Origin of the sequence: Pseudorhodoferax sp. Leaf267, from assembly GCF_001422405.1 — a bacterium.
Classification (GTDB): domain Bacteria; phylum Pseudomonadota; class Gammaproteobacteria; order Burkholderiales; family Burkholderiaceae_C; genus Pseudorhodoferax.
Map to the genome: position 1 here is coordinate 270719 of NZ_LMMV01000012.1, position 20447 is coordinate 291165.

At 69.1% G+C, this 20447-nt stretch carries 17 protein-coding genes and 1 pseudogene; 7 read left to right on the top strand and 11 right to left on the bottom strand.

Annotation, left to right across the window (positions count from 1 at the left end; all coding sequences use genetic code 11):
• Positions 1–38: 38 nt before the first annotated feature.
• From ASF43_RS13100 to ASF43_RS13125, 6 genes and pseudogenes are all read right to left on the bottom strand, one after another.
• Positions 39–1304: a ribulose-bisphosphate carboxylase large subunit family protein gene (locus ASF43_RS13100; protein WP_056181538.1), complete on the bottom strand. Its 1266-nt coding sequence runs from the start codon at positions 1302–1304 to the stop codon at positions 39–41.
• Entirely contained in the window at positions 1304–1846 is a 543-nt protein-coding gene (locus ASF43_RS13105; RefSeq protein ID WP_056181540.1) for a VOC family protein, read from the bottom strand. Before ASF43_RS13105 ends, ASF43_RS13100 begins: the two co-directional genes overlap by 1 nt.
• A gap of 10 nt (positions 1847–1856) precedes the next feature.
• Positions 1857–2639 carry a transporter substrate-binding domain-containing protein gene (locus ASF43_RS13110; RefSeq protein ID WP_056181543.1) on the bottom strand — a complete coding sequence of 261 codons (783 nt, stop codon included), beginning with the start codon at positions 2637–2639 and terminating at the stop codon, positions 1857–1859.
• Positions 2640–2659: 20 nt separating this feature from the next.
• Positions 2660–3387 (bottom strand): annotated as a pseudogene (locus ASF43_RS13115) (amino acid ABC transporter ATP-binding protein).
• Entirely contained in the window at positions 3384–4040 is a 657-nt protein-coding gene (locus ASF43_RS13120; RefSeq protein ID WP_056181546.1) for an amino acid ABC transporter permease, read from the bottom strand. Before ASF43_RS13120 ends, ASF43_RS13115 begins: the two are co-directional and overlap by 4 nt.
• Positions 4037–4720 (bottom strand): amino acid ABC transporter permease, encoded by a 684-nt coding sequence (locus tag ASF43_RS13125; protein ID WP_056181548.1) that lies wholly within the window; start codon positions 4718–4720, stop codon positions 4037–4039. Before ASF43_RS13125 ends, ASF43_RS13120 begins: the two co-directional genes overlap by 4 nt.
• Positions 4721–4848: 128 nt before the next feature.
• Here ASF43_RS13125 and ASF43_RS13130 point away from each other — a divergent pair, with 128 nt between their 5' ends.
• From ASF43_RS13130 to ASF43_RS13140, 3 genes are all read left to right on the top strand, one after another.
• Positions 4849–5892: a LacI family DNA-binding transcriptional regulator gene (locus ASF43_RS13130; protein ID WP_056181550.1), complete on the top strand. Its 1044-nt coding sequence runs from the start codon at positions 4849–4851 to the stop codon at positions 5890–5892.
• The gene (locus ASF43_RS13135) at positions 5889–6446 is read left to right on the top strand and encodes a DUF4256 domain-containing protein (protein ID WP_235578245.1); all 558 of its coding nucleotides are present in this window, start codon (positions 5889–5891) and stop codon (positions 6444–6446) included. The genes ASF43_RS13130 and ASF43_RS13135 overlap by 4 nt, the downstream gene beginning before the upstream one ends.
• Before the next feature lie 93 nt (positions 6447–6539).
• A complete protein-coding gene (locus ASF43_RS13140; protein ID WP_056181553.1) occupies positions 6540–7277 on the top strand; it encodes an ABC transporter substrate-binding protein in 738 nt (245 codons plus the stop codon).
• Here ASF43_RS13140 and ASF43_RS13145 read toward each other — a convergent pair whose 3' ends face one another.
• From ASF43_RS13145 to ASF43_RS13160, 4 genes are all read right to left on the bottom strand, one after another.
• Positions 7278–8243 carry a YihY/virulence factor BrkB family protein gene (locus ASF43_RS13145; protein ID WP_082497827.1) on the bottom strand — a complete coding sequence of 322 codons (966 nt, stop codon included), beginning with the start codon at positions 8241–8243 and terminating at the stop codon, positions 7278–7280.
• Positions 8244–8245: 2 nt separating this feature from the next.
• A complete protein-coding gene (locus ASF43_RS13150) occupies positions 8246–10330 on the bottom strand; it encodes an AsmA family protein (protein WP_056181556.1) in 2085 nt (694 codons plus the stop codon).
• Between the two features lie 81 nt (positions 10331–10411).
• Entirely contained in the window at positions 10412–11521 is a 1110-nt protein-coding gene (locus ASF43_RS13155) for a catalase family protein (RefSeq protein ID WP_056181559.1), read from the bottom strand.
• Between the two features lie 26 nt (positions 11522–11547).
• Entirely contained in the window at positions 11548–13845 is a 2298-nt protein-coding gene (locus ASF43_RS13160; protein WP_056183376.1) for an FdhF/YdeP family oxidoreductase, read from the bottom strand.
• Positions 13846–14049: 204 nt separating this feature from the next.
• On the opposite strand from ASF43_RS13160, the gene ASF43_RS13165 reads away from it, so the two are divergent.
• From ASF43_RS13165 to ASF43_RS13180, 4 genes are all read left to right on the top strand, one after another.
• Complete coding sequence (locus tag ASF43_RS13165) at positions 14050–15072, top strand: patatin-like phospholipase family protein (RefSeq protein WP_056181562.1); 1023 nt, start codon at positions 14050–14052, stop codon at positions 15070–15072.
• 94 nt (positions 15073–15166) lie between these two features.
• On the top strand, positions 15167–15862 hold the full coding sequence (locus ASF43_RS13170; RefSeq protein ID WP_056181565.1) for a GntR family transcriptional regulator: 696 nt from the start codon (positions 15167–15169) through the stop codon (positions 15860–15862).
• Positions 15859–16740 (top strand): phytanoyl-CoA dioxygenase family protein, encoded by an 882-nt coding sequence (locus ASF43_RS13175; RefSeq protein WP_056181568.1) that lies wholly within the window; start codon positions 15859–15861, stop codon positions 16738–16740. Before ASF43_RS13170 ends, ASF43_RS13175 begins: the two co-directional genes overlap by 4 nt.
• Positions 16737–18131, top strand: a complete 1395-nt coding sequence (locus ASF43_RS13180) for an NAD(P)H-dependent oxidoreductase (protein WP_056181571.1) — start codon at positions 16737–16739, stop codon at positions 18129–18131. Before ASF43_RS13175 ends, ASF43_RS13180 begins: the two co-directional genes overlap by 4 nt.
• Before the next feature lie 63 nt (positions 18132–18194).
• Here ASF43_RS13180 and ASF43_RS13185 read toward each other — a convergent pair whose 3' ends face one another.
• Entirely contained in the window at positions 18195–20432 is a 2238-nt protein-coding gene (locus tag ASF43_RS13185; RefSeq protein WP_056181573.1) for an NADP-dependent isocitrate dehydrogenase, read from the bottom strand.
• Positions 20433–20447 lie beyond the last annotated feature (15 nt).

Sequence of the window (20447 nt, forward strand, 5' to 3'; positions counted from 1 at the left end):
GCTGCGGTGCTGAGCATCTTGGGGCGGCCCGGCGGTGCTCACGGCTGGCCGAAGAAGTCCAACGCCTGCGCCAGTTCGGGGGCCTGGCGTGCGGCCTCGTGCACGGGCACGCCGGCACGCGCCGCGGCCCAGGCCTGGCGGATGCTGGCCACGCCCGCGGCCGCACCGCCGGGGTGCGCGAGGATGCCGCCGCCGGACATGAACAGCAGGTCGTCGCGGCCCAGGGCCGCCCAGGTCGGCGCCACGGTGCCGGCCCATTGGCCCGAGGAGAAGGCGGGCATCACGGTGTCGTCGATGCCCTCGGTCAGCGGCGTGTAGCAGTCGTGCGCGGACGCGATCACTTCCGCATCCGCCTGCGCGAACTTGCCCGCGAGCCCGTGCACATGCATGTGGTCCACGCCGGCCAGGCGCCACAGCACTTGGTAGGCCTGGTACGAGATGCCCAGCAGCGGATGCCGCGACAGCGCGCCGAAGCCGTTGCGGTGGCCGTGCAGCGCCAGCGGCGTGTGCCGCCGCAGGGCCTGGATGGCGGAGAAGCCACACCAGTTCAGGCTGGCCATCACGCAGCTGCCGCCTTCGCGTTGCACCAGGTCGGCGTGGCGGCGCATGGCGTCCACCTCGTCCGTGATGTTGAAGGCCACCATGACCAGCTTGCCCGTGCGCTGCTGGTGTTCGCGCACGACGGCCATGACGGCGGGCACACGGTCGGCCAGCGGCGCGTGGTCGGGATCGGCGCTGACCTCGTCGTCCTTGATGAAGTCCACGCCGGCAGCGCACAAACGGCCCACAAGCTCGGCCGTCTGCGCGGCCGAGAAGCCCACGTTGGGCTTGATGATGGTGCCGACCAGGGCGCCCTGCGCCACGCCGGTCGATGCGCGCGTGCCGGCGATGCCCACGCGCGGCAGCTCGAAGCGCTGGCGGTAGGCGGCGGGCACGCGCATCGTCTCCAGCCGCATGCCGGTGCTCTCACCCAGGTCGTACAGGTTGCCGGCCACGGTAGCGGCCAGCGTGGGCAGGTTGGCGCCGATGTTGGCGACGGGGAATGACAGCCGCACGCGCGCCCGTCGCCACGGGCCGGGGTTGCGCTGGCGCTCCAGCAGCGCGTTCGGCAGGCTGGGCGCGCCGACGCTGTCCAGTTCCTCGATGCCCTCCACCGTGGCGCGTGCCCGCGCACGCAGGTCGTCGGTCTCGCCTTCCACGCGCTTGAAGGTGCCGCAGGATTGCTCGCCGGCCATGACCTCGGCCACGGCAGCCGGGGCCAGCGGCGTCTCGATCAGGTAGCTGGCGTGGATGCGATCGGTCATCAGAGCTTGCTCAGATCGGGGAATGGGCGCACGGGATCGGTCTTGCCGTCCCAGCCCTCGGAGGCCTCACGGATCAGGTCGAACATCTTCCCTTTCGGCCCCGCCACCTCCGACAGCTCGATCACCGTGCCCGGGTGGTACTCGGTGTCGAAGTAGACGAAGCGCCCGCGCTCGCCCACCTCGCCGCTCATGACAGACTTGAAGCCCTCGGCCGTGAGCCGCGCCAGGTCGGCGTCGTAGTCGCTGGTCCAGTAGGCCACGTGCTGCAGCCCCGTGCGGCCGGCCTGCAGGAAGTCGCGGTACATCGAAGGCACGTCGTTGCGCGTCTGGATCAGCTCCACCTGCACATAGCCCGAGTTGGCCAGCGCCACCGAGTTGTGCGGCGCATGCGATTCGCCGCGGTACTGATAATTCACGATGGGCACCTTGGGGTTGTAGAACCAAGGCCCCACGCCCAGCGTGCGGCTCCAGTAGTCCATGGCTTCCTCGATGTCGTGGACCACGTAGCCCAGCTGGCGGATGGCTCCGAAATGGCGGCTCATGCTCTGCTCCTCACTTCGCGCCGGCGACGATCTCGTCGGGGATGGGCACGCCCGCGAACTTCACGTGGATGTCGTTGAGCTTGCCGTTGGCCAGGTTGGTCTTGATCCAGCCGTTCACCGCGTTCATGAGCTCGGGCTGGTTCTTGCGCATGGCCATGCCGAGCTGGTAGGACTGCAGGATGAACTTGACTTCGAACTCGCGCGCCGGGTTGCGCTTGGCAATGGCCGCGATGATGGGCGGCGTGATGGCCACGATGTCGGCCTGGCCCGTGGCGCCGGCCGTGATGGACGCAGCCTCGTCGTCGAAGCGCACCACCTTGGCCTGCGGCGCGCGCTCGCTGACCAGCTTGTCCTGCGGGCCGCCGCGCGTGACAGCCACCGTCTTGCCGGCCAGGTCGTCGATGCCCGTGATCTTGAGCGACTTGGGCGCGCCCACTGCTGCCTGGATCGCGCCGTAGGGGATGGAGAAATCCACAGCCTTTTGCCGTTCGGGCGTGATCGAGAGCGACGAGATGATCAGGTCGACCTTGTTCGACAGCAGGTTGGGAATGCGCGCCGAGTTCGTGGTGTTGACGATCTCCAGCGGAATGCCCAGGTCCTTGGCGAGCAGTCGCGCCGCCTCCACGTCGGAGCCCGTGGGCTGCATCTTGTCGTCGACGAAACCGTAGAACGGCGCGCCGAAGTCGATGCCGACGCGCAGCTTGCCGGCTGCCTTGATCTCGGCGAGGTCGGCCAGGGCCGGGAGGGCCAGCGTGCCGATGGCAGCGGCCAGCAGGAAGCGGGACAGGTTCATGGGTCGTCTCCTAGGAAAAATCAAAGGCCGTGGGACAAAAATTCGCGCAGCTCGGCCGTCTGCGGGTTCTTCAGCATCTCGCCGGGGCCGGTCTCCCAGACACGGCCCTCGTGCATGTAGATCACGGTGTCGGCCACGCGCGCGGCGAACTCCATCTCGTGCGTGACCAGCACCATGGTCATGCCGCCCTCGGCAGCGCCTCGATCACGCGCAGGACCTCGCCCGTGAGCTGTGGGTCCAGGGCCGAGGTCACCTCGTCGAACAGCATCACCTGCGGCTCCATGGCCAGCGAGCGCGCAATGGCCACGCGCTGCTGCTGGCCGCCGGAGAGTTGTTCGGGGTAGGCCTGGGCCTTGTCGAGCAGGCCCACCTGGCGCAGCACGCGCTCGGCAATGGCGCGTGCATCGCCAGCGTTCATGCCCTTGACGGCCTTGGGCGCCAGCGTCACGTTCTGCTCCACCGTCAAGTGCGGGAACAGGTTGTAGCTCTGGAACACGATGCCCACGTCCTTGCGCAGCGCGCGGATGTCCAGGGCCGGGTCGTGCACCGCGTGGCCGCAGACCTGGATGGTGCCGCCGTCGATCACCTCCAGCCGGTCGATGCAGCGCAGCGCCGTGCTCTTGCCCGAGCCGCTCTTGCCGATGATGGCCACGACCTGGCCACGGGGAATGGCGAAGGACACGCCCTTGAGGACCTGGTTGGTCCCGAAGCGCTTGTGCACGTCCTTGAGTTCGACGACGGGGTTCATGTCTTTCCCAGGTGCAGGCGCTGCTCCAGCTTGCGGCTCCAGACCGACAGCGGATAGCACAGCGCGAAGTAGAAAGCCGCGATCAGCAGGTAGACCTGGAACGGCTGGAAGATGGAGTTGTTGATCATCTGCCCCGTGCGCACCAGCTCCACGAAGCCGACGATGGACGCGAGCGAGGTGTTCTTGACGATCTGCACCATGAAGCCCACGGTGGGTGGCGTGGCGATGCGCACGGCCTGCGGCAGGATCACGAGCCGCATGCGTTGCGTGCGCGACATCGCAAGGCATTCGGCCGCCTCCCACTGCGTGCGCGGCACGGCCTCGATGCAGCCGCGCCAGATCTCGCCCAGGTAGGCGCTGACGTACACCACCATCGCGATGCCGGCTGCCACCAGCGCCGGCAATTCCAGCCCCGCGATCGACAGCCCGAAGTAGCAGACGAACAGCACGACCAGCAAGGGCGTGCCCTGGATGACCTGGATCCACGCGATGGCCGCCCAGCGCACGAAGCGGTTCGGGCTGATGCGGCACAGCGCGATCACGCCGCCCGCCAGGCCACCGCCCACGAAGGCGATGAGCGACAGGCACACCGTCCACAGCGCGCCGAAGGCCAGGTACTGCACATGCAAGAGGCTCAGGCCGCCCCCGGTCATCGCGCGTCCCCCAGCTTGCGCTTGCGCGTGAAGACGGCCTGCCCGAACAGCCACAAGCCCACGCGCATCAGCAATGACAGCGCGAGGTAGGCCACGGCCACCACGATGTAGGCCTCGAACGGCCGGAAGGTCTCGGACTGCACGCGCGCCGCGGCGGCCGTGAGCTCCTCCACCGAGATCTGCGAGGTGATGGACGTGGCCAGCATCAGCAGCACGAACTGGCTCGTGAGCGCGGGATAGACCTTCTCCATCGCCGGCCGCAGGATCACGTGCCAGTACACCTGCCGGCGCGTGAGGCCCAGGCACTCGGCCGCCTCGATCTGGCCCTTGTGGATGGCGTCCATGCCGGCGCGCATGATCTCGCACGAGTAGGCACCCACGTTGATCACCAGCGAGGCCAGCGCCGCCGCGAAGGCCGAAACCTTCCAGCCCAGGCTGGCCAGGCCGAAGAACACCAGGAACACCTGCACGAGCAGCGGCGTGTTGCGGATCACCTCGACATACATGCCGCAGGCCTTGCGCAGCCACGTGTGCTGGCTGCGCCTGCCGATGGCCAGGAGCGTGCCCAGCACGAAGCCGATCAGCGTCGCAGGGAACGACAGCTGCACCGTCAGCCAGGCCCCCGCCAGGAACTGCGGCCAGGCGGCCAGCACCGCGGCGAAGTCGAATTCGTAGCCCACCTTGTCTCCGGGTTGGCCGCTGGTGGCGACTCTGATGGTTGATGGAATTTGATGCTTTGAGGCATCGATTGCGGGTGATAGTATCCGCAGAGACCTCACCAGGCCAGCCGGTTGATTGATGTAATTTGATGGAATCCAGCAAGTCGCCCCGCATCCCGGACATCGCGCGGCTGGCCGGCGTGTCCACGGCCACCGTCGACCGCGTGCTGAACCAGCGTGCCGGCGTGCGCGCCGGCACGCAGCAGCGCGTGCTGCAGGCCGCGGCAGAACTGGGCTATGCCGAGCTGCCTGCTGCACCGGCACTGGCGTCGCGCGCCGCGCCCAAGCCCATGCGCCTGAGCTTCCTGCTGCCGGCCGGGCACAACCGCTTCATCCGCATGCTGGGCGACATGGTCGGCTACTCGCAGGAGCACTGGACGCCCTGGAACGTGCGCTGCAAGACCGAGTTCATCGAGAGCTTCGACCCGCAGGCGCTGGCCGCCGCGCTGCGCCGCCACGGCCAGCGCGCCGACGGCATCGCGCTGATGGCGCTGGAGCACCCGGCCGTGCGCGAGGCCGTGCATGAGCTGGTGGCGGCCGGCGTGCCCGTGGTCACGCTGATCTCCGACCTGTCGAACTCGCCGCGCACGGCCTACCTGGGCCTGGACAACCGCGCCGCGGGCCGCACGGCGGGCTACCTGATCGGCCGCTTCATCGGCCCGCGCGCGGCCAAGGTCGCGCTGATCGCGGGCAGCCGCAGTTACCGCGCGCACGAGGAACGCGAGGCCGGCTTCCTGCACGTGCTGTCGGAGATGTTCGGCCAGCTGGAGGTGGTGGGCCTGCGCGAGGGCCATGACGACTCGGAGCAGAACTTCGCGCAGACCGCCTCGCTGCTGGAGCAGCACCCGCTGCTCGCTGGCATCTACAACATCGGCGGCGCGTCCGACGGCGTGGCGCGCGCGCTCAAGGAGGCCGGCCGCGACCAGAAGGTGGTGCTGATCGGCCACGGCCTCACGCCCGACACGCGCGCACTGCTGATCGACGGCAGCATGGACGCCGTCATCACGCAGAGCCCGCAGGCCACGCTGGCCAACGCGGTGCGCATCTTCGTCAACGTGCGCGAGGGCCGGCCCGCGCTGGCCGGTGTGGAAAGCACGCGCAGCCAGGTGATCTTTCGGGAAAATCTGCCGTGAAGGAGACCCGCGACATGAACGCACAGGCCAAGGCAGCGCTGCTGCACACCGTGAAGAGCCGCTTCGAACGGCACATGCAGCGGCACCCCGGCATGGCGTGGGCGCTGGTCCAGGCCAGGCTGGACCAGCACCCCGCCAGGCTGCGCGCGTTGCAGGCCATGGAAGACACGGGCGGCGAGCCCGACGTGATCGGCCAGGACGGCGAGGCGGTCCTGTTCTGCGACTGCAGCGCCGAGAGCCCGGCCGGCCGGCGCAGCAGCTGCTACGACCGCGCCGCGCTGGACGCGCGCAAGGAGGCCAAGCCCGCGCACAACGCGGTGGACCTGGCGGCCGAGATCGGCATCGAGATGCTGACCGAGGCGCAGTACCGCGCGCTGCAGCAAGTCGGCGAGTTCGACCTCAAGACCTCGAGCTGGGTCGCCACGCCCCCCGCCATTCGCCAGCTGGGTGGCGCCCTGTTCTGCGACCGGCGCTACGGCCAGGTCTTCACGTACCACAACGGCGCGCAGTCGTACTACGCGGCGCGGGGCTTTCGGGGGCTGCTGCGCGTGTGAGGCCAGGGCGCAGCAGGCACACTCGTGGCGTTGGGCTGCGCGCCGCACCGCGGCAGCCCCGTCTGCATGGTTTTTTCCACAAGGATCACCCGCATGAGCACCGCTTTGCCCGCCGCCACCGTCGGCGCCTTCACGCCCACCGGCCGTTTGCGCGCCTCCATCAACCTGGGCAACCCCATCCTGGCCGGCCGTGGCGCCGATGGCCAACCGCAGGGCGTCTCCATCGACCTGGCGCGCGCGTTCGCCCAGCGCCTGGGCGTGGAGGTCGAGCTCGTGGTGTTCGACACGGCTGGCAAGTCGGTCGACGCGGTGAAGGCCGAGCAGGCCGACATCGGCTTCTTCGCCATCGACCCGCTGCGCGGCGAGGGCATCCGCTTCACCGCGCCGTATGTGCTCATCGAAGGCTGCTACCTGGTGCGCGACGGCTCGCCGCTCCAGGACAACGCCGAGGTCGACCAGGCCGGCCGCACCGTCATGGTCGGCAAGGGCAGCGCCTACGACCTGTACCTCACGCGCGAGCTGAAGGCCGCCACCATCCTGCGCGCACCCAGCTCGCCAGCCGTGGTGCAGAGCTTCGTGGACGAGAACGCCGAGGTGGCGGCCGGCGTCAAGCAGCAGCTCGAAGCCGACGCGGCCCGCCTGGGCGGCCTGCGCCTGTTGCCGGGCCGCTTCATGGTGATCCAGCAGGCCATGGGCACGCCCGCCAGCCGCGGCGCCGAGGCCCAGGCCGCGCTGGCGGCCTTCGTCGAAGACATGAAGGCCAGCGGTTTCGTGGCCGAGGCGCTCCAGCGCCATGGCATCGCGGGCGCGGCGGTGGCGCCGGCCGCCTGATCAGCCGTTGACCGTGGTCGGCGCGGGCTCGTTCACCGAGCCCGGCTGGTTGCGCATGGAGCCATAGGTCTTGGCGTAGTGCCAGGTCAGCTCGGCGCCCATCAGGAACACCTGGGCCGAGTAGTAGACCCAGACGAAGATCACGATCAGCGAGCCGGCCGCGCCGAAGCTGGACGCCACGCCGCTCTTGCCGATGTACAGCCCGATCAAAAAGCGGCCCACCGTGAACAGCAGCGCCGTGATGGCCGAGCCGATCCACACGTCGTACCAGCGCACGTGCACGCGCGGCATGATCTTGTAGATCATCGCGAAGACACCGGTGGTCAGCGCAAAGCCCAGCACGATGTTGATGAGCTGGGCCACGATCTCCCAGCCGATGAAGGCGTCGCCCCACCACTTGCCCAGGGCCGAGACCACGGCGCCCAGGACCAGCGAGACCATCAGCAGGAAAGCGATCCCCAGCACCATGCCGAAGGACAGCAGCCGCGTGTGCAGCAAGTTCCACAGGCCGCTGGACGTATTGCGGGCCGGCGCGCGCCAGATGCGGTCCAGCGAGTTCTGCAGCTCGCCGAAGACGGTGGTCGCGCCGATCAGCAGCACGGCCACGCCGATGAGCGTGGAGATGATCCCCTGCGCCGGCTTGTTGACGCTGACCAGCAACGTCTCCATGGTCTTGGCCGCTTCCACGCCCATGAGGCCGGCCAGTTGGCCGAACAGCTCGCCGCGCGCGGCCTCTTCACCGAACACCAGGCCGGCCACCGAGATCACGATGAGCAGCAGCGGCGCCATCGAGAACACGCTGTAGTACGACAGCGCCGCGCCCATGCTGGGCGCGTAGTCGTCGGACCAGGCCACGACGGCCTGCTTGATCAACGCCCACCATTGCTTGAACGTGGGGCGGATGGGGCGCAGATCGCGCGACGCGGTGGAGCGGGGGGTGTGTTCGGGCTGGGTCACGGCTTGCATTGTCATCCCTGGGATTTGCGGGGGGCGGCGGGCTGGGCCTTGGGCACGGGCTGGCCGGCATTGGCGGCAGCCGGCCTGGCCGAGGCGAGCAGCTTGGCGCAGTCTGTCTCTTCACCCGGGCCGGTTTCGATCAGCGGGATCAGCGCGGCCAGCGGGTTGATCAGCGCCAGCGCCACGGCACCGCCGCCGCGCAGGGCCAGGCCCTTCTTGTCCAGCGAGAAGTCCGGCTCGCGGAAGGTGCCGAACACGTGCACCGGCGTGCGCAGCGAGAGGATGCCCAGGTTCTTGGGCTTGGGCGCGAAGGTCAGGTCGATGCGCTCCTTGTCCAGGTCGAAGCCGCCTTCGGCCTCGATGCGCGTCTCCTCGGTGTCGATCACGAACACGCGCGACTGGCCCTGGCCGTTCTTCACGTCGAAGGCGGCCGCGCCGCAGCGCACGGGGATGGGCTTGTCGCCGCCCATCAGCAGCGTGATGATCTTGCCGCCGTTCAGGCCCGATGCGGCGTCCAGCAGGTTCGACAGCTGCCCTTGCGACAGCACGGCCTGGATCTCGCCGTCGGCCTTGCCGGCCAGGTCGGCAATGGAGTTGCCCGTGCCGGCAAGCCGGGCCCGCGCGCCGATGCTGCCGGTGGAGGGCGCCAGCCGCGGCGAGGGCGGCACCAGGCCGGCCAGCTTGAGCTTGCGCGCTTCCACGTCGACCTTGGCCTTGAGCGTGGGCTCGCGTGCATCGAGCAGCAGGGTGGAGACGATCTCGCCGTCGGCCAGGTTCACGTTGAACGGGTCGAGCTTGAGCACGGCGTCCGTGAGGTTCAGGCCCACGTGCAGCTTTTCGAGCGCGATGAAGTCCGGAGCGTCGATGCGGTCCACGCGCAGGTCGGCCTCGGCGTCGATGGCCTTGAAGCGCCCGCCTTCGAACTTGCCCGTGGGCAGCAGGCGTTCGCCGGCCTGGATGGTGCCGGCTGGCAGCACGCGCTCGCCATTGGCTGCACCCTCGGTGGCTTGGGCCCGGGCCTGCGTGGCGGTCTGGGCCTGGGTCGGTGGCCGCGCGTCGGTCGTGGTCTTGGTCGTGACGCCAATCAGCGGGCCCAGGTCGGGCAGGTTCAGCAGCTTGCTGTGCAGCTTGGCGGTGAGCAGCGGCCGTGGCTCGCGCGCCACGTAGGCGGCCTCGCCGGCCACGTCGGTCTTGCCGATCAGGCCGCGGATCTCGTCCATGGCGTAGCGGTTGCCGTCCAGCGTGAGGTGGCCGGCCAGCTGGTAGGGCGGCGAGGCCGGCAGCGGCAGCAGCAGGAAGGGGTACAGGTTGGCCAGCGTGCGGCCGGCGATCTTCAGGCGCACGTCGATGCCGCTGATGTTCGCCGCATCGGCCACCGTGCCTTCGACATTCACGCGCGTGGTACCGGCCACCAGCTCGCCCTTGAGCGGGAATTTCACGCCCGAGTTATGGAAGCTCAGCACGTCGCCGGTCAGCGCGTTGCCGCGGAACCTGGCGTCGTGGTAGGCGCCGTCAAAGGTGTAGCGCGTGGTGTAGGCCTGGTTGACGGGCTCGGCCTTGGCGTCGTCGGCCTTGGCGGCAGCGGCCGGGTCGAAGGTGTCCACGGCCACGGCCAGCTTGAAGGGCATGCCGCGGTCCACGAAGCTGAGCTTGCCGTGCGTCACCGACAGGCTGGCGATGCTGAACTTGCTTTCCTTCTTGGTCTCCGAGGGCTCGTCCAGCACCCAGTTGCGCCGGTCTTCCTCGGTGATCTCGAAGTTGAGCTCGGCGTTGTCCAGCGCCACGCGCGGCACCAGCACTTCGCCATCGAACAGCTTGCGCAGCGAGATCGAAAATTCCAGCGTGCCGATGCGCGCCATCGGCCCGCCCTGGGCCCAGTCGGCATTGGCGAAGTACACATCGCGCAGGCGGATCACCGGGTGCCAGCCGAGCTTCACGTGCAGGTCCGAGCTGTTGAACTCGCGCTGTGTCTTGTTGGTGATATAGCGGTTCATCGGGCCGCGCAGCCAGTTCCAGTCGAACAGCAGCACGAAGAGCACCACCAGCGCAACGACTGCCAGCACGATCTTGGAGGCCAGGCCCAGGCGTTTGGTCATGGGCACAGACTACGGCGCGCACGCCGCTCCGACGAGGGCCGCGTGCGACGCCTGCGGGGCGGCGTTCAGCCCCTTGTCGTGTCAGAGATGGCTGACATCGCGCGGCTCCTGTACCTGCGTGGCGTTGTGCTGGCTGCGAAAGCGCGCCGCGTTCTCGTAGACCAGCTGGCGCACCCGCATGATGGAGCCGATGGGTCGGTGCGCGGCCAGGCCGTGCCAGGGGCTGAACGACATGCCGTCGTCGATGGCCGCGGCGCGCTGCGCGGACCAGGCCGCCTGCGGCGGCACGGTGAGCCGGGCCACGGTCACGAAGGGGCTCAGGTCTTCGGGCCATTGGACGGAGGCGTCCTCGATGGGCATGGATTCCAGGTCCGTGCACAGCTGGGCACGCAACTCCCACACGCCGCCGTGCTGCGCGAAATGCACGACGACGGCGTCGCGCAGCGCATCGGGCGCGTCGGCCAGGTCGACCTTGGCGTCGGTCAACGCCGTGAGCTCGGGCGCCACCGGGGCCAGCGACAGCTTGGCCATGTAGGGCCCATAGAGCAGGGGCACCTGGGTGTAGTAGGTCTCGCCCAGCGGGTTGGTGGCCGGGTGGCCACCCATGGCCTTCACAGTGCCGCTCTCGCCGCCGGCCTTCTCGATGATGGCCTCCAGCCCGCGCAGAGCGGCCGAGAGGATCTTCTTGGCGCCGGGCAACCGGTCGGTGGTGGAGGCCAGCAGCTTCAGGCTGCGCAGGAATTTCTTGGCCGTGGGCACGCTGAACACGGGGCCGTTGACCATCAGGAAGTCCTGCGTGGCCGCGCCGTCGTCGGCCTGCAGCCGCGCGCCGGGCACGTCCAGCACCTTGAGTGCCAGGCCGCGCGGGGTGGAGACGGCGTCGTCCAGCAGGTCGCCGGGCGTGGTCGACAGCCGCATCACGGCCGGGTGCCTGCCGGGCTGCGCGAACAGGCCCTGTGCCAGCACGGGCGGCAGGCCGGCCAGCACCTCGAGCTCGCCGCGCAGCAGGCCGTGGCTCTTGGCATGCACGCCACGAAAGGCGTGGCCCTCGTCCCGGCGTACGGTCTCGGCGATCTCGGTGAGCGTCTCGCTCATCTCGCGCGTGGTCTCGGCTTCGTCTTCTTCGGGCTCCTCGAAACGGGGCTCGTAGACGAGCGGGGCGAAGGGGGGCAGGGGCTGGTCGGATGGCATCGTGGGTGGGGGTTGTGGGTGAAGGTCTAGGCTTCGAGGTGCAGCCGGATCGGGATGGCCTTGGAGGCCGGCACATGGCTGCCCTCGGCATGGTGGGCCAGGGGCACGAGCGGGTTGCACTCGGGGAAGTAGCCACCCGCGCAACCGGGCGGGATGTCGTAGGGTGTGACGCGCAGGCCGCCGACCGCGCGGCGGTGCCCGTCGTCCACGGCGGTCTCGGCGCGCACCAGGGCGCCTTCGGCCAGGCCCAGGCGCGCGATGTCGGCCGCGTTGAGCAGCAGCACCTTGCGCGTGCCGTAGACGCCGCGGAAGCGGTCGTCCAGCGCGTAGATGGTGGTGTTGAACTGGTCGTCGCTGCGCAGCGTCATCAGGCGCAGCACGTCGGCGCCGTGCTCGGGGGTGTCGGGGTTGGCGACCAGGCCGTCGGGCACGATGAACTGGGCCTTGCCGCTCTCGGTGTTCCAGCGGCGTTCGCGCGCAGCGTTGGGCTTGGGCATGCCGCCCGGGGTGCGAAAGCGCTGGTTGAAGCCAGCGAACACCTCGGGCCAGGTGGCCTCGATGGCGTCGCGCACGCGGGCGTAGTCGCCCATCCATGCGGCCCATGGCACGCGCGGGTTGGGCGGCAGGCTGGCCAGCGCGATGGCGGCCACGATGGCGGTCTCCGAGCGCAGATTGGGGTCGGCCGGGGTGGCCACGCCGTCGGACGCATGGAAGAAGCCGGTCGAGTCCTCCACCGACACGGTCTGGGCGCCGCCGGCCTGCTGGTCGATCTCGATGCGGCCCAGGCAGGGCAGCACATAGGCCACCTGGCCGGGCAGCATGTGGCTGCGGTTGAGCCGCGTGGTCACGTGCACGGTGAGCCGCAGGCGCGGCCAGGCGGCCTCCAGCCGGTCGGTGTCGGGCGCGGCACGCAGGAAGTTGCCGCCCAGGCCGACGAAGGCGCGCACCGAGCCGTCCAGCACGCCTTCGCAGGTGGCCACGGTGTCGCGGCCCTTGTCGCGCGGCGGCTCGAAGCCGTAGAGCGCGGCCAGCTGGTCCAGCGGCGCCAGCTCGGGCTTCTCGGTGATGCCCACGGTGCGCTGGCCCTGCACGTTGGAGTGCCCGCGCACGGGGCAGATGCCGGCCCCCGGCTTGCCGATGTTGCCGCGCAGCAGCAGCAAATTGCTGACCATCTGCACGTTCTGCACCCCCTTGCGGTGCTGCGTGAGCCCCATGCCGTAGATGGCCATGGCGGTCGACGCGCGGGCATAGGTGGCGGCGGCCTGCTCCAGCGCGGCGCGCGTGAGGCCGCTCTCGCGCTCGATGTCGGCCCAGGCCGCGGCGCGCACGAAATCGGCGAAGGCCTCGAAGCCGTGCGTGTGCTCGGCGATGAAGGCGGCATCGAGCACGCGCGGCGCGCCACCCGCCTGCGCGGCGTCGTCGGCCTCGACCAGCCATTTGCACAGGCCGGTGATGGCGCCCAGGTCGCCGCCATTCTTCACCTGCAGGTACTGCGTGGTGATCGCTGTCTCGGCCGGCGTCAGCATGTCGCGTGGCGACTGCGGGTTGGCGAAGTGCACCAGGCCGGCTTCCTTCAGCGGGTTGAAGGTGACGATGGGCACGTTGCGCTGGCGCGCCTCCTGCAGCTGGTGCAGCATGCGCGGGCTGCTCACGCCCACGTTCTGGCCGAAGAAGAAGATCGCGTCGGTGCGCGCGAAGTCGTCCAGTGACACGGTGCCCACCGGCACGCCGATGGTCTTGGGCAGCGCGACCGAGGTGCTCTCGTGGCACATGTTGGAGCTGTCGGGCAGATTGTTGTTGCCGTACAGGCGCGCGAGCAGCTGGTACAGGTAGCTGGTCTCCAGCGAGGCGCGGCCCGAGGCATAGAACACGACGGACTTGGGGTCCTCCTCGCGCAGCGCACGCAACTCGGTGCCGATGGCGGCAAAGGCCTCGTCCCAGCCTACGGGCACGTAGCGGTCGCTGTCGGCGTCGTAGCGCAGCGGCGTGGTCAACCGTCCGATGCCTTCCAGCTCGTGGTCGCTCCAGCCGCGCAGCGTGGCCAGCGGGTGGGCCGCGAGGAAGTCCTCCTGTACGCGCTTGTCGGTGAGTTCCCAGGCCGTGGCCTTGGCACCGGTCTCGCAGAACTCGGCCGTGTGCGGCTCGGCCGGCTTGGCCCAGGCGCAGCTCACGCAGGCAAAACCGTCGGGCTTGTTCTGCCGCAGCAGCGCCTGCGCAGTGCTGAGCGGCGCGCCTTCGCGCACCACGTTGATGGCGACGGCCTTGATCGAGCCCCAGCCGCCGGCGGGGTGCTCGTAGGCCTTGAATTCGGGCTTCTCGCGCATGGGCATCGTCTTTCGTCGTTCGCACGACTCTAGGAAGCACGGGCTGCGCCCGGCGTCGGACGGTGCGGGCGCGCCGTGTGGGACACGGGGCTGCGCGCGGGCTACTCTGGCATGGCGGGCCTACCGCGATGCGGGCGGCGCGCCGACGGCAGGGCACCTGCGCCGGGCCGCACCATGGGCCACCACCACACCAGGCCATTTCCCATGAACACCACTTCGCTGCGCGCCGTCCGCCGGACCATGCCCTTGCAACTCGCCCTGCAGGGCGGCGGCGCCCATGGCGCCTTCACCTGGGGCGTGCTGGACCGCCTGCTCGACGAGGAGGACATCGACATCGGCCAAGTCAGCGGCACGAGTGCCGGGGCCTTGAACGGTGCGGCGCTGGTGTCCGGCCTCGCGGCCGGCGGGCGCCCCGCGGCCCGGGAACGCCTGAGCCGGCTGTGGCACGCCATTGCCGCGGTGGGCACGCCCATGACCTGGCTCATGACGCCCCTGCGCAAGCCCGGCATGGGCCTGTGGGACGACGCCATGCCGCTGCTTTCGCCCTACCAGACCAACCCCATGGCCATGGAGCCGGTGCGCATGCTGCTGGCAGGCGTGGTCGACGTGGACGCGATCAACGCGCCGGGGCCGAATGCGCTGTTCGTGAACGCGGTCAACGTGAACACCGGGCGGTGCCGTGTGTTCGGGCCTGGCGAGCACAGCCTGCAGACCATCCTGGCCTCGGCCTGCGCGCCGCTGGTGTTCCAGGCGGTGGTGATCGACGGGCAGTCGTACTGGGACGGTGGCTACGCCGGCAACCCCTCGCTGTGGCCGCTGTACCGATCCTCGCCCAAGGCCGACATCCTGCTGGTGGAGCTCACGCCGCTGGAGCGCGCGGAAACCCCGACCACGGCCAAGAACATCCTGAACCGCATCAACGAGATCGCCTCGATCCAGGGCCTGGTCGCCGAGCTGCAGGCCATCGATGCCATCAACCGGGCGACGGCGAAGGCCGACATCCGGCTGCACGTGGTGAGCCTGCCCGAGGCCGGCACGGCGCTGGAGATCGAGCCCTCGATCAAGCGCACGGTGGCGCTCGAACTGTTCTACAGCCTGCACCAGCGTGGCCATGCCGCCTGCGAGGCCTGGCTGGCGACGCGCCAGGGCAAGGCCTTGCCCGCGGCGGCGGACATCGGCGCGCGTTACCTGGGCAGCGACCAGCCGGGCTTCCAGCGCGCGGCCTGACGGCAGGCACCGGCGCCCGCACACCCTGGGAAAACCCGGTCACGCGCGGCGCCGGGCCATCGTACTCTGTATACGGAGTACGAAAGACGCCGCCATGACCGCCCAGCTCGTTCAGATCGCCACCGCCCCCGACCTCGTCGACCAGGTCTACCGCTCGCTGCTGGACGCCATCAGCAGCGGCGCGCTGGCGCCGGGCGAGCGCATCACGCAGGAGGACATCGCGCAGCGCCTGGCGGTGTCGCGCCAGCCCGTGCTGCAGGCGCTGCGGCTGCTCAAGAAGGACGGCTTCGTGCTGGACGCGGCGGGCCGTGGCGTGCTGGTGGCGCCGCTGGACGCCGACTGGATGGCCAAGGTCTACCAGGTGCGCGGCGCGCTGGATGTGCTGGCCGCGCGGCTGGCCGCGGCGCAGCGCCGGCAGATCGACCCCAAGCTGATCGACCGCGGCCGGCGCGCGGCACGCGGGCGCAGCGTGCAAGCCATGCTCGATGCCGACATGGCCTTCCACCAGGCGATCTACGCCGGCTCGGGCAATGAACTCATCGCGCAGAGCGCCGACCAGCACTGGCGCCACCTGCGCCGCGCCATGGGCGCCGTGCTGCAGGCCGAGCCGCAGCGCGAGTCGCTGTGGGACGAGCACGCCGCCATCGCCGCAGCCATCGCCGCGGGCGATGTGGACCTGGCGGCCCGCCTGTCCGACGAACACGGTACCCAGGCCAGCGCCACGCTCGCGCTGCGCCTGGCTGCACGCCTTTCCCGTTCCCCCCAAACCCAGCAAGGAGACAGACGATGAAGCTCAGCGCCGAACAGCGTGCCCAATTCGACCGCGACGGTTACCTCTTCTTTCCCGGCCATTTCTCGGCCGAGGAGACCAAGGCCCTCACCGACGCCGTGCCCGACCTGTACAGCCGGCGCGAGGCCTTCAACGTGCGCGAGAAGGGCAAGGACGCGGTGCGCACCAACTTCGCGGCGCACATGATCAGCGAGCCCTTCGCCCGGCTGGCGCGGCACCCGCGCATGGTGGGCCCGGTGTCCGATCTCTTCGAGGAAGAGGTCTACATGCACCAGTTCAAGATCAACGGCAAGATGGCCTTCGAGGGCGATGTCTGGCAGTGGCACCAGGACTACGGCACCTGGCTCAACGACGACCAGATGCCGACCGAGCGCGCCATGAACGTGGCCATCTTCCTGGACGACGTGAACGAGCACAACGGGCCGCTGATGTTCATCCCGGGCAGCCATGTGAAGGGCGTGGTGGAAGCGCAGCACGACCTGACCACGACGAGCTACCCGCTGTGGACGGTGGACAACGACCTGATCCGCCAGCTGGTGGACCGGGCGGGCGGCAAGAACGGCGGCATCGTCTCGCCCAAGGGGCCGGCCGGCTCCATGATCCTGTTCCACAGCTGCCTGGTGCATGCGTCCGGCAGCAACCTGTCGCCGTTCAACCGCGTGGCCGTGTACCTGAGTCTGTGCGCGGTCAGCAACCACATCCGGCGCTTCAAGCGGCCCGAGTTCATCGCGCACCGCGACTTCACGCCGATCAGCATGCTGCCGGACGACTGCCTGCTCAAGCTCTATCCGGTGGACACGCCGTGGAAGGACGGGCTGCCGGCCAGCGCGCTGGAGACTTCGCTCGAACCCATTGACGCCCTGGAAACCCAAGCATGAGCCTGTATGCCAAATTGCAGCAGCGCGCTGCTGCCGGCAAGCCCGTCCGCATCGGCCTGATCGGCGCGGGCAAGTTCGGCTCCATGTACCTGGCGCAGATCCCGCGCACGCCGGGCGTGCAGCTGGTCGCGATTGCCGACCTGTCACCCGACACCGCGCGCGCCAACCTGGCGCGCGTGGGCTGGACCAGCGCGCAGTCGTCGGCCCGCTCGGTCGATGAGGCGCTCAAGACTGGCCACACCTGGATCACCGAAGACTGGCAGGCGCTCACGCGCGAGCCTAGCATCGACGTGGTGGTCGAGTGCACGGGCCACCCCGTGGCGGCCGTGGACCACTGCCTGGACGCGTTCGCGCATGGCAAGCACGTGGTCAACGTGACGGTGGAGGCCGACGCCTTCTGCGGCCCGCTGCTGGCGCGCCGCGCCGCGGAGGCCGGCGTCGTCTATTCACTGGCCTTCGGCGACCAGCCCGCGCTGATCTGCGACCTGGTGGACTGGGCACGCACCTGCGGCTTCCCGGTGGTGGCGGCCGGGCGCGGCCACAAGTGGCTGCCGCACTTTTGCGAATCCACGCCCGAGACGGTGTGGGGCAACTACGGCCTCACGCCCGAGCAGGCGGCGCGTGGCGGGCTCAATCCCAAGATGTTCAACAGCTTCCTCGATGGATCCAAGCCGAGCATCGAGAGCACGGCGGTCGCCAATGCCACGGGGCTGCTGGTGCCGTCCAACGGCCTGCTGTATCCGCCGGCCAGCGTGGAAGACATCCCGGTCGTCACGCGGCCGATCAGCGAAGGCGGCGTGCTGGAGCAAAAGGGCATGGTCGAGGTCGTGTCCTCGCTGCACACCGACGGCCGCAAGATCGACTACGACATCCGCATGGGCGTGTGGGTGACGGTGGAGGCCGAGACCGAGTACATCAAGAACTGCTTCGAGGAATACAACGCCCACACCGACCCGACCGGGCGCTACTTCACGCTGTACAAGCGCTGGCACCTGATCGGGCTGGAGGTCGGCATGTCGGTGGCCAGCGTGGCGCTGCGCGGCGAGCCCACGGGCGTGGCCTCCTGCTGGAACGCCGACGTGGTGGCCACGGCCAAGCGCGACCTGGCACCCGGCGAGGTGCTGGACGGCGAGGGCGGCTACACGGTGTGGGGCAAGCTGCTGCCGGCGCAGCGCTCGCTGCAGCTCGGCGGCTTGCCGCTGGGGCTGGCGCACGGCATCAAGCTGGTGCGGCCGGTGAAGAAGGGGCAGAGCCTGTGCTGGGACGACGTGGCCATGGACACCACGACGCGGGCCTATGCGCTGCGCCAGGAGCTGGAGGCGATGTTCGATGGCCGCCAGCGCGGTGCGCCACTGCAGCCCCAAGAAAAACAGCCCGCGTTGGCGGGCTGATCGTTCGCAGGTACAGGCTGCGCGCCGCGCTGCACCAGCAGGCGGCGCGGCACTCGCTCAGGCTCAGGCCTTGGCCGTTTCCAGCGCGGCGTTGAAGGTCGCGCTGGGGCGCATCGCGGCGGCGGTCTTGGCCTCGTCGGGCTTGTAGTAGCCGCCGATGTCCACCGGCTTGCCCTGCACGGCGGCCAGTTCGTCGACGATCTTCTTCTCGCCCTTGGCCAGCCGCTCGGCCAGCGGCTTGAAGTGCGCGGCCAGTTCCTGGTCGTCGGTCTGCGCGGCCAGCGCCTCGGCCCAGTACAGCGCCAGGTAGAACTGGCTGCCGCGGTTGTCGAGCTGGCCGGTCTTGGGGCTGGGGTTCTTGTTGTTGTCCAGGAGCTTGCCCGTGGCGGCGTCCAGCGTGCGGGCCAGCAGCTTGGCCTTGGCATTGTTGGTCTTCAGCCCCAGGTCTTCCAGGCTCACGGCCAGCGCCAGGAACTCGCCCAGCGAATCCCAGCGCAGGTGGTTTTCCTCGACCAGCTGCTGCACGTGCTTGGGCGCGGAGCCGCCGGCACCCGTCTCGTACATGCCGCCACCGGCCATCAGCGGCACGATGGACAGCATCTTGGCCGAGGTGCCCAGCTCCATGATGGGGAACAGGTCGGTCAGGTAGTCGCGCAGGATGTTGCCGGTGGCGCTGATGGTGTCCAGCCCGCGGATCACGCGCTCCAGCGTGTAGCGCATGGCGCGCACCTGGCTCATGATCTGGATGTCCAGCCCGGCCGTGTTGTGCTCGTGCAGGTACATCTTGACCTTGGTGATCATCTGCGCTTCGTGCGGGCGGTACTGGTCGAGCCAGAACACCACCGGCATGCCCGAGTTGCGCGCACGCGTGACGGCCAGCTTGACCCAGTCGCGGATGGCCGCGTCCTTGACCTGGCACATGCGCCAGATGTCGCCGGCTTCCACGTTCTGCGAGAGCAGCACCTCGCCGGTGTTCAGGTCGGTGATGTTGGCCACGCCGTCTTCGCTGATCTCGAAGGTCTTGTCGTGCGAGCCGTATTCCTCGGCCTGCTGGGCCATCAGGCCCACATTGGGCACCGTGCCCATGGTCTTCGGGTCGAACGCGCCGTGCCACTTGCAGAAGTTGATGATCTCCTGGTAGATGCGGGCGAAGGTCGATTCCGGCATCACAGCCTTCACGTCCTTCAGGCGGCCGTCGGCGCCCCACATCTTGCCGCCGTTGCGGATCATCGCGGGCATGGACGCGTCCACGATCACGTCGTTGGGCGAGTGGAAGTTGGTGATGCCCTTGGCCGAGTCGACCATGGCCAGCTCCGGCCGGCCTTCGTGGCAGGCGTGCAGGTCGCGCTTGATCTCGTCCTGCTTGCTCTGCGGCAGCGAGCCGATCTTGTTGTACAGGTCGACCATGCCGTTGTTGACGTTGACGCCCAGCTCCTCGAACAGCTTGGCGTGCTTGTCGAATGCCTGCTTGTAGAAGATCTTCACGCAGTGGCCGAACACGATGGGGTGCGAGACCTTCATCATGGTGGCCTTCACGTGCAGCGAGAACATCACGCCGGTCTTGAAGGCGTCGTCGATCTCCCTCTCGTAGAAGGACACCAGCTCCTTCTTGCTCATGAACATCGAGTCGATGATCTCGCGGTCCAGCAGCGCGACCTTGGGTTTCAGCACGATGGTCTTGCCGCTCTTGGTGATGAGCTCCATCTTGACTTCGCGCGGGCGGTCCAGCGTCATGGACTTCTCGCCGTGGTAGAAGTCGCCGCCATGCATGTGCGAGACGTGCGAGCGCGAGGCCTGGCTCCAGTCGGCCATGCTGTGCGGGTTCTTGCGCGCGTACTCCTTGACGGCACGCGGTGCGCGGCGGTCGGAGTTGCCCTCGCGCAGCACCGGGTTCACGGCCGAACCCGTGCACTTGTTGTAGCGCGCGCGGATGTCCTTCTCTTCGTCGGTCTTGGCGTTCTCGGGGTAGTCGGGGATCTTGTACCCCTTGTCCTGAAGTTCCTTGATCGCCGCCTTGAGCTGGGCCACCGAGGCGCTGATGTTGGGCAGCTTGATGATGTTGGCCTCGGGCTTGAGCGTGAGCTTGCCGAGCTGGGTCAGGTTGTCGGCCACGCGCTGCTCTTCGGACAAGAATTCCGGGAACTGGCCCAGGATGCGGCCGGCCACCGAGATGTCGCTGGTCTCCACCTCGATGCCTGCCGGTGCCGTGAAGGTGCGGATGATGGGCAGGAAGGCGTGGGTGGCCAGCAGCGGCGCCTCGTCGGTAAGGGTGTAGATGATCTTGGAAGGACCGGCAGCCATGTTGACCTCTCTTGG

Coding starts and splice junctions, on each gene's coding strand:
- ASF43_RS13100 (WP_056181538.1), bottom strand. CDS start 1,304: ATGACCGATCGCATCCACGCCAGCTACCTGATCGAGACGCCGCTGGCC.
- ASF43_RS13105 (WP_056181540.1), bottom strand. CDS start 1,846: ATGAGCCGCCATTTCGGAGCCATCCGCCAGCTGGGCTACGTGGTCCAC.
- ASF43_RS13110 (WP_056181543.1), bottom strand. CDS start 2,639: ATGAACCTGTCCCGCTTCCTGCTGGCCGCTGCCATCGGCACGCTGGCC.
- ASF43_RS13120 (WP_056181546.1), bottom strand. CDS start 4,040: ATGACCGGGGGCGGCCTGAGCCTCTTGCATGTGCAGTACCTGGCCTTC.
- ASF43_RS13130 (WP_056181550.1), top strand. CDS start 4,849: ATGGAATCCAGCAAGTCGCCCCGCATCCCGGACATCGCGCGGCTGGCC.
- ASF43_RS13140 (WP_056181553.1), top strand. CDS start 6,540: ATGAGCACCGCTTTGCCCGCCGCCACCGTCGGCGCCTTCACGCCCACC.
- ASF43_RS13145 (WP_082497827.1), bottom strand. CDS start 8,243: ATGCAAGCCGTGACCCAGCCCGAACACACCCCCCGCTCCACCGCGTCG.
- ASF43_RS13150 (WP_056181556.1), bottom strand. CDS start 10,330: ATGACCAAACGCCTGGGCCTGGCCTCCAAGATCGTGCTGGCAGTCGTT.
- ASF43_RS13155 (WP_056181559.1), bottom strand. CDS start 11,521: ATGCCATCCGACCAGCCCCTGCCCCCCTTCGCCCCGCTCGTCTACGAG.
- ASF43_RS13160 (WP_056183376.1), bottom strand. CDS start 13,845: ATGCGCGAGAAGCCCGAATTCAAGGCCTACGAGCACCCCGCCGGCGGC.
- ASF43_RS13165 (WP_056181562.1), top strand. CDS start 14,050: ATGAACACCACTTCGCTGCGCGCCGTCCGCCGGACCATGCCCTTGCAA.
- ASF43_RS13170 (WP_056181565.1), top strand. CDS start 15,167: ATGACCGCCCAGCTCGTTCAGATCGCCACCGCCCCCGACCTCGTCGAC.
- ASF43_RS13175 (WP_056181568.1), top strand. CDS start 15,859: ATGAAGCTCAGCGCCGAACAGCGTGCCCAATTCGACCGCGACGGTTAC.
- ASF43_RS13180 (WP_056181571.1), top strand. CDS start 16,737: ATGAGCCTGTATGCCAAATTGCAGCAGCGCGCTGCTGCCGGCAAGCCC.
- ASF43_RS13185 (WP_056181573.1), bottom strand. CDS start 20,432: ATGGCTGCCGGTCCTTCCAAGATCATCTACACCCTTACCGACGAGGCG.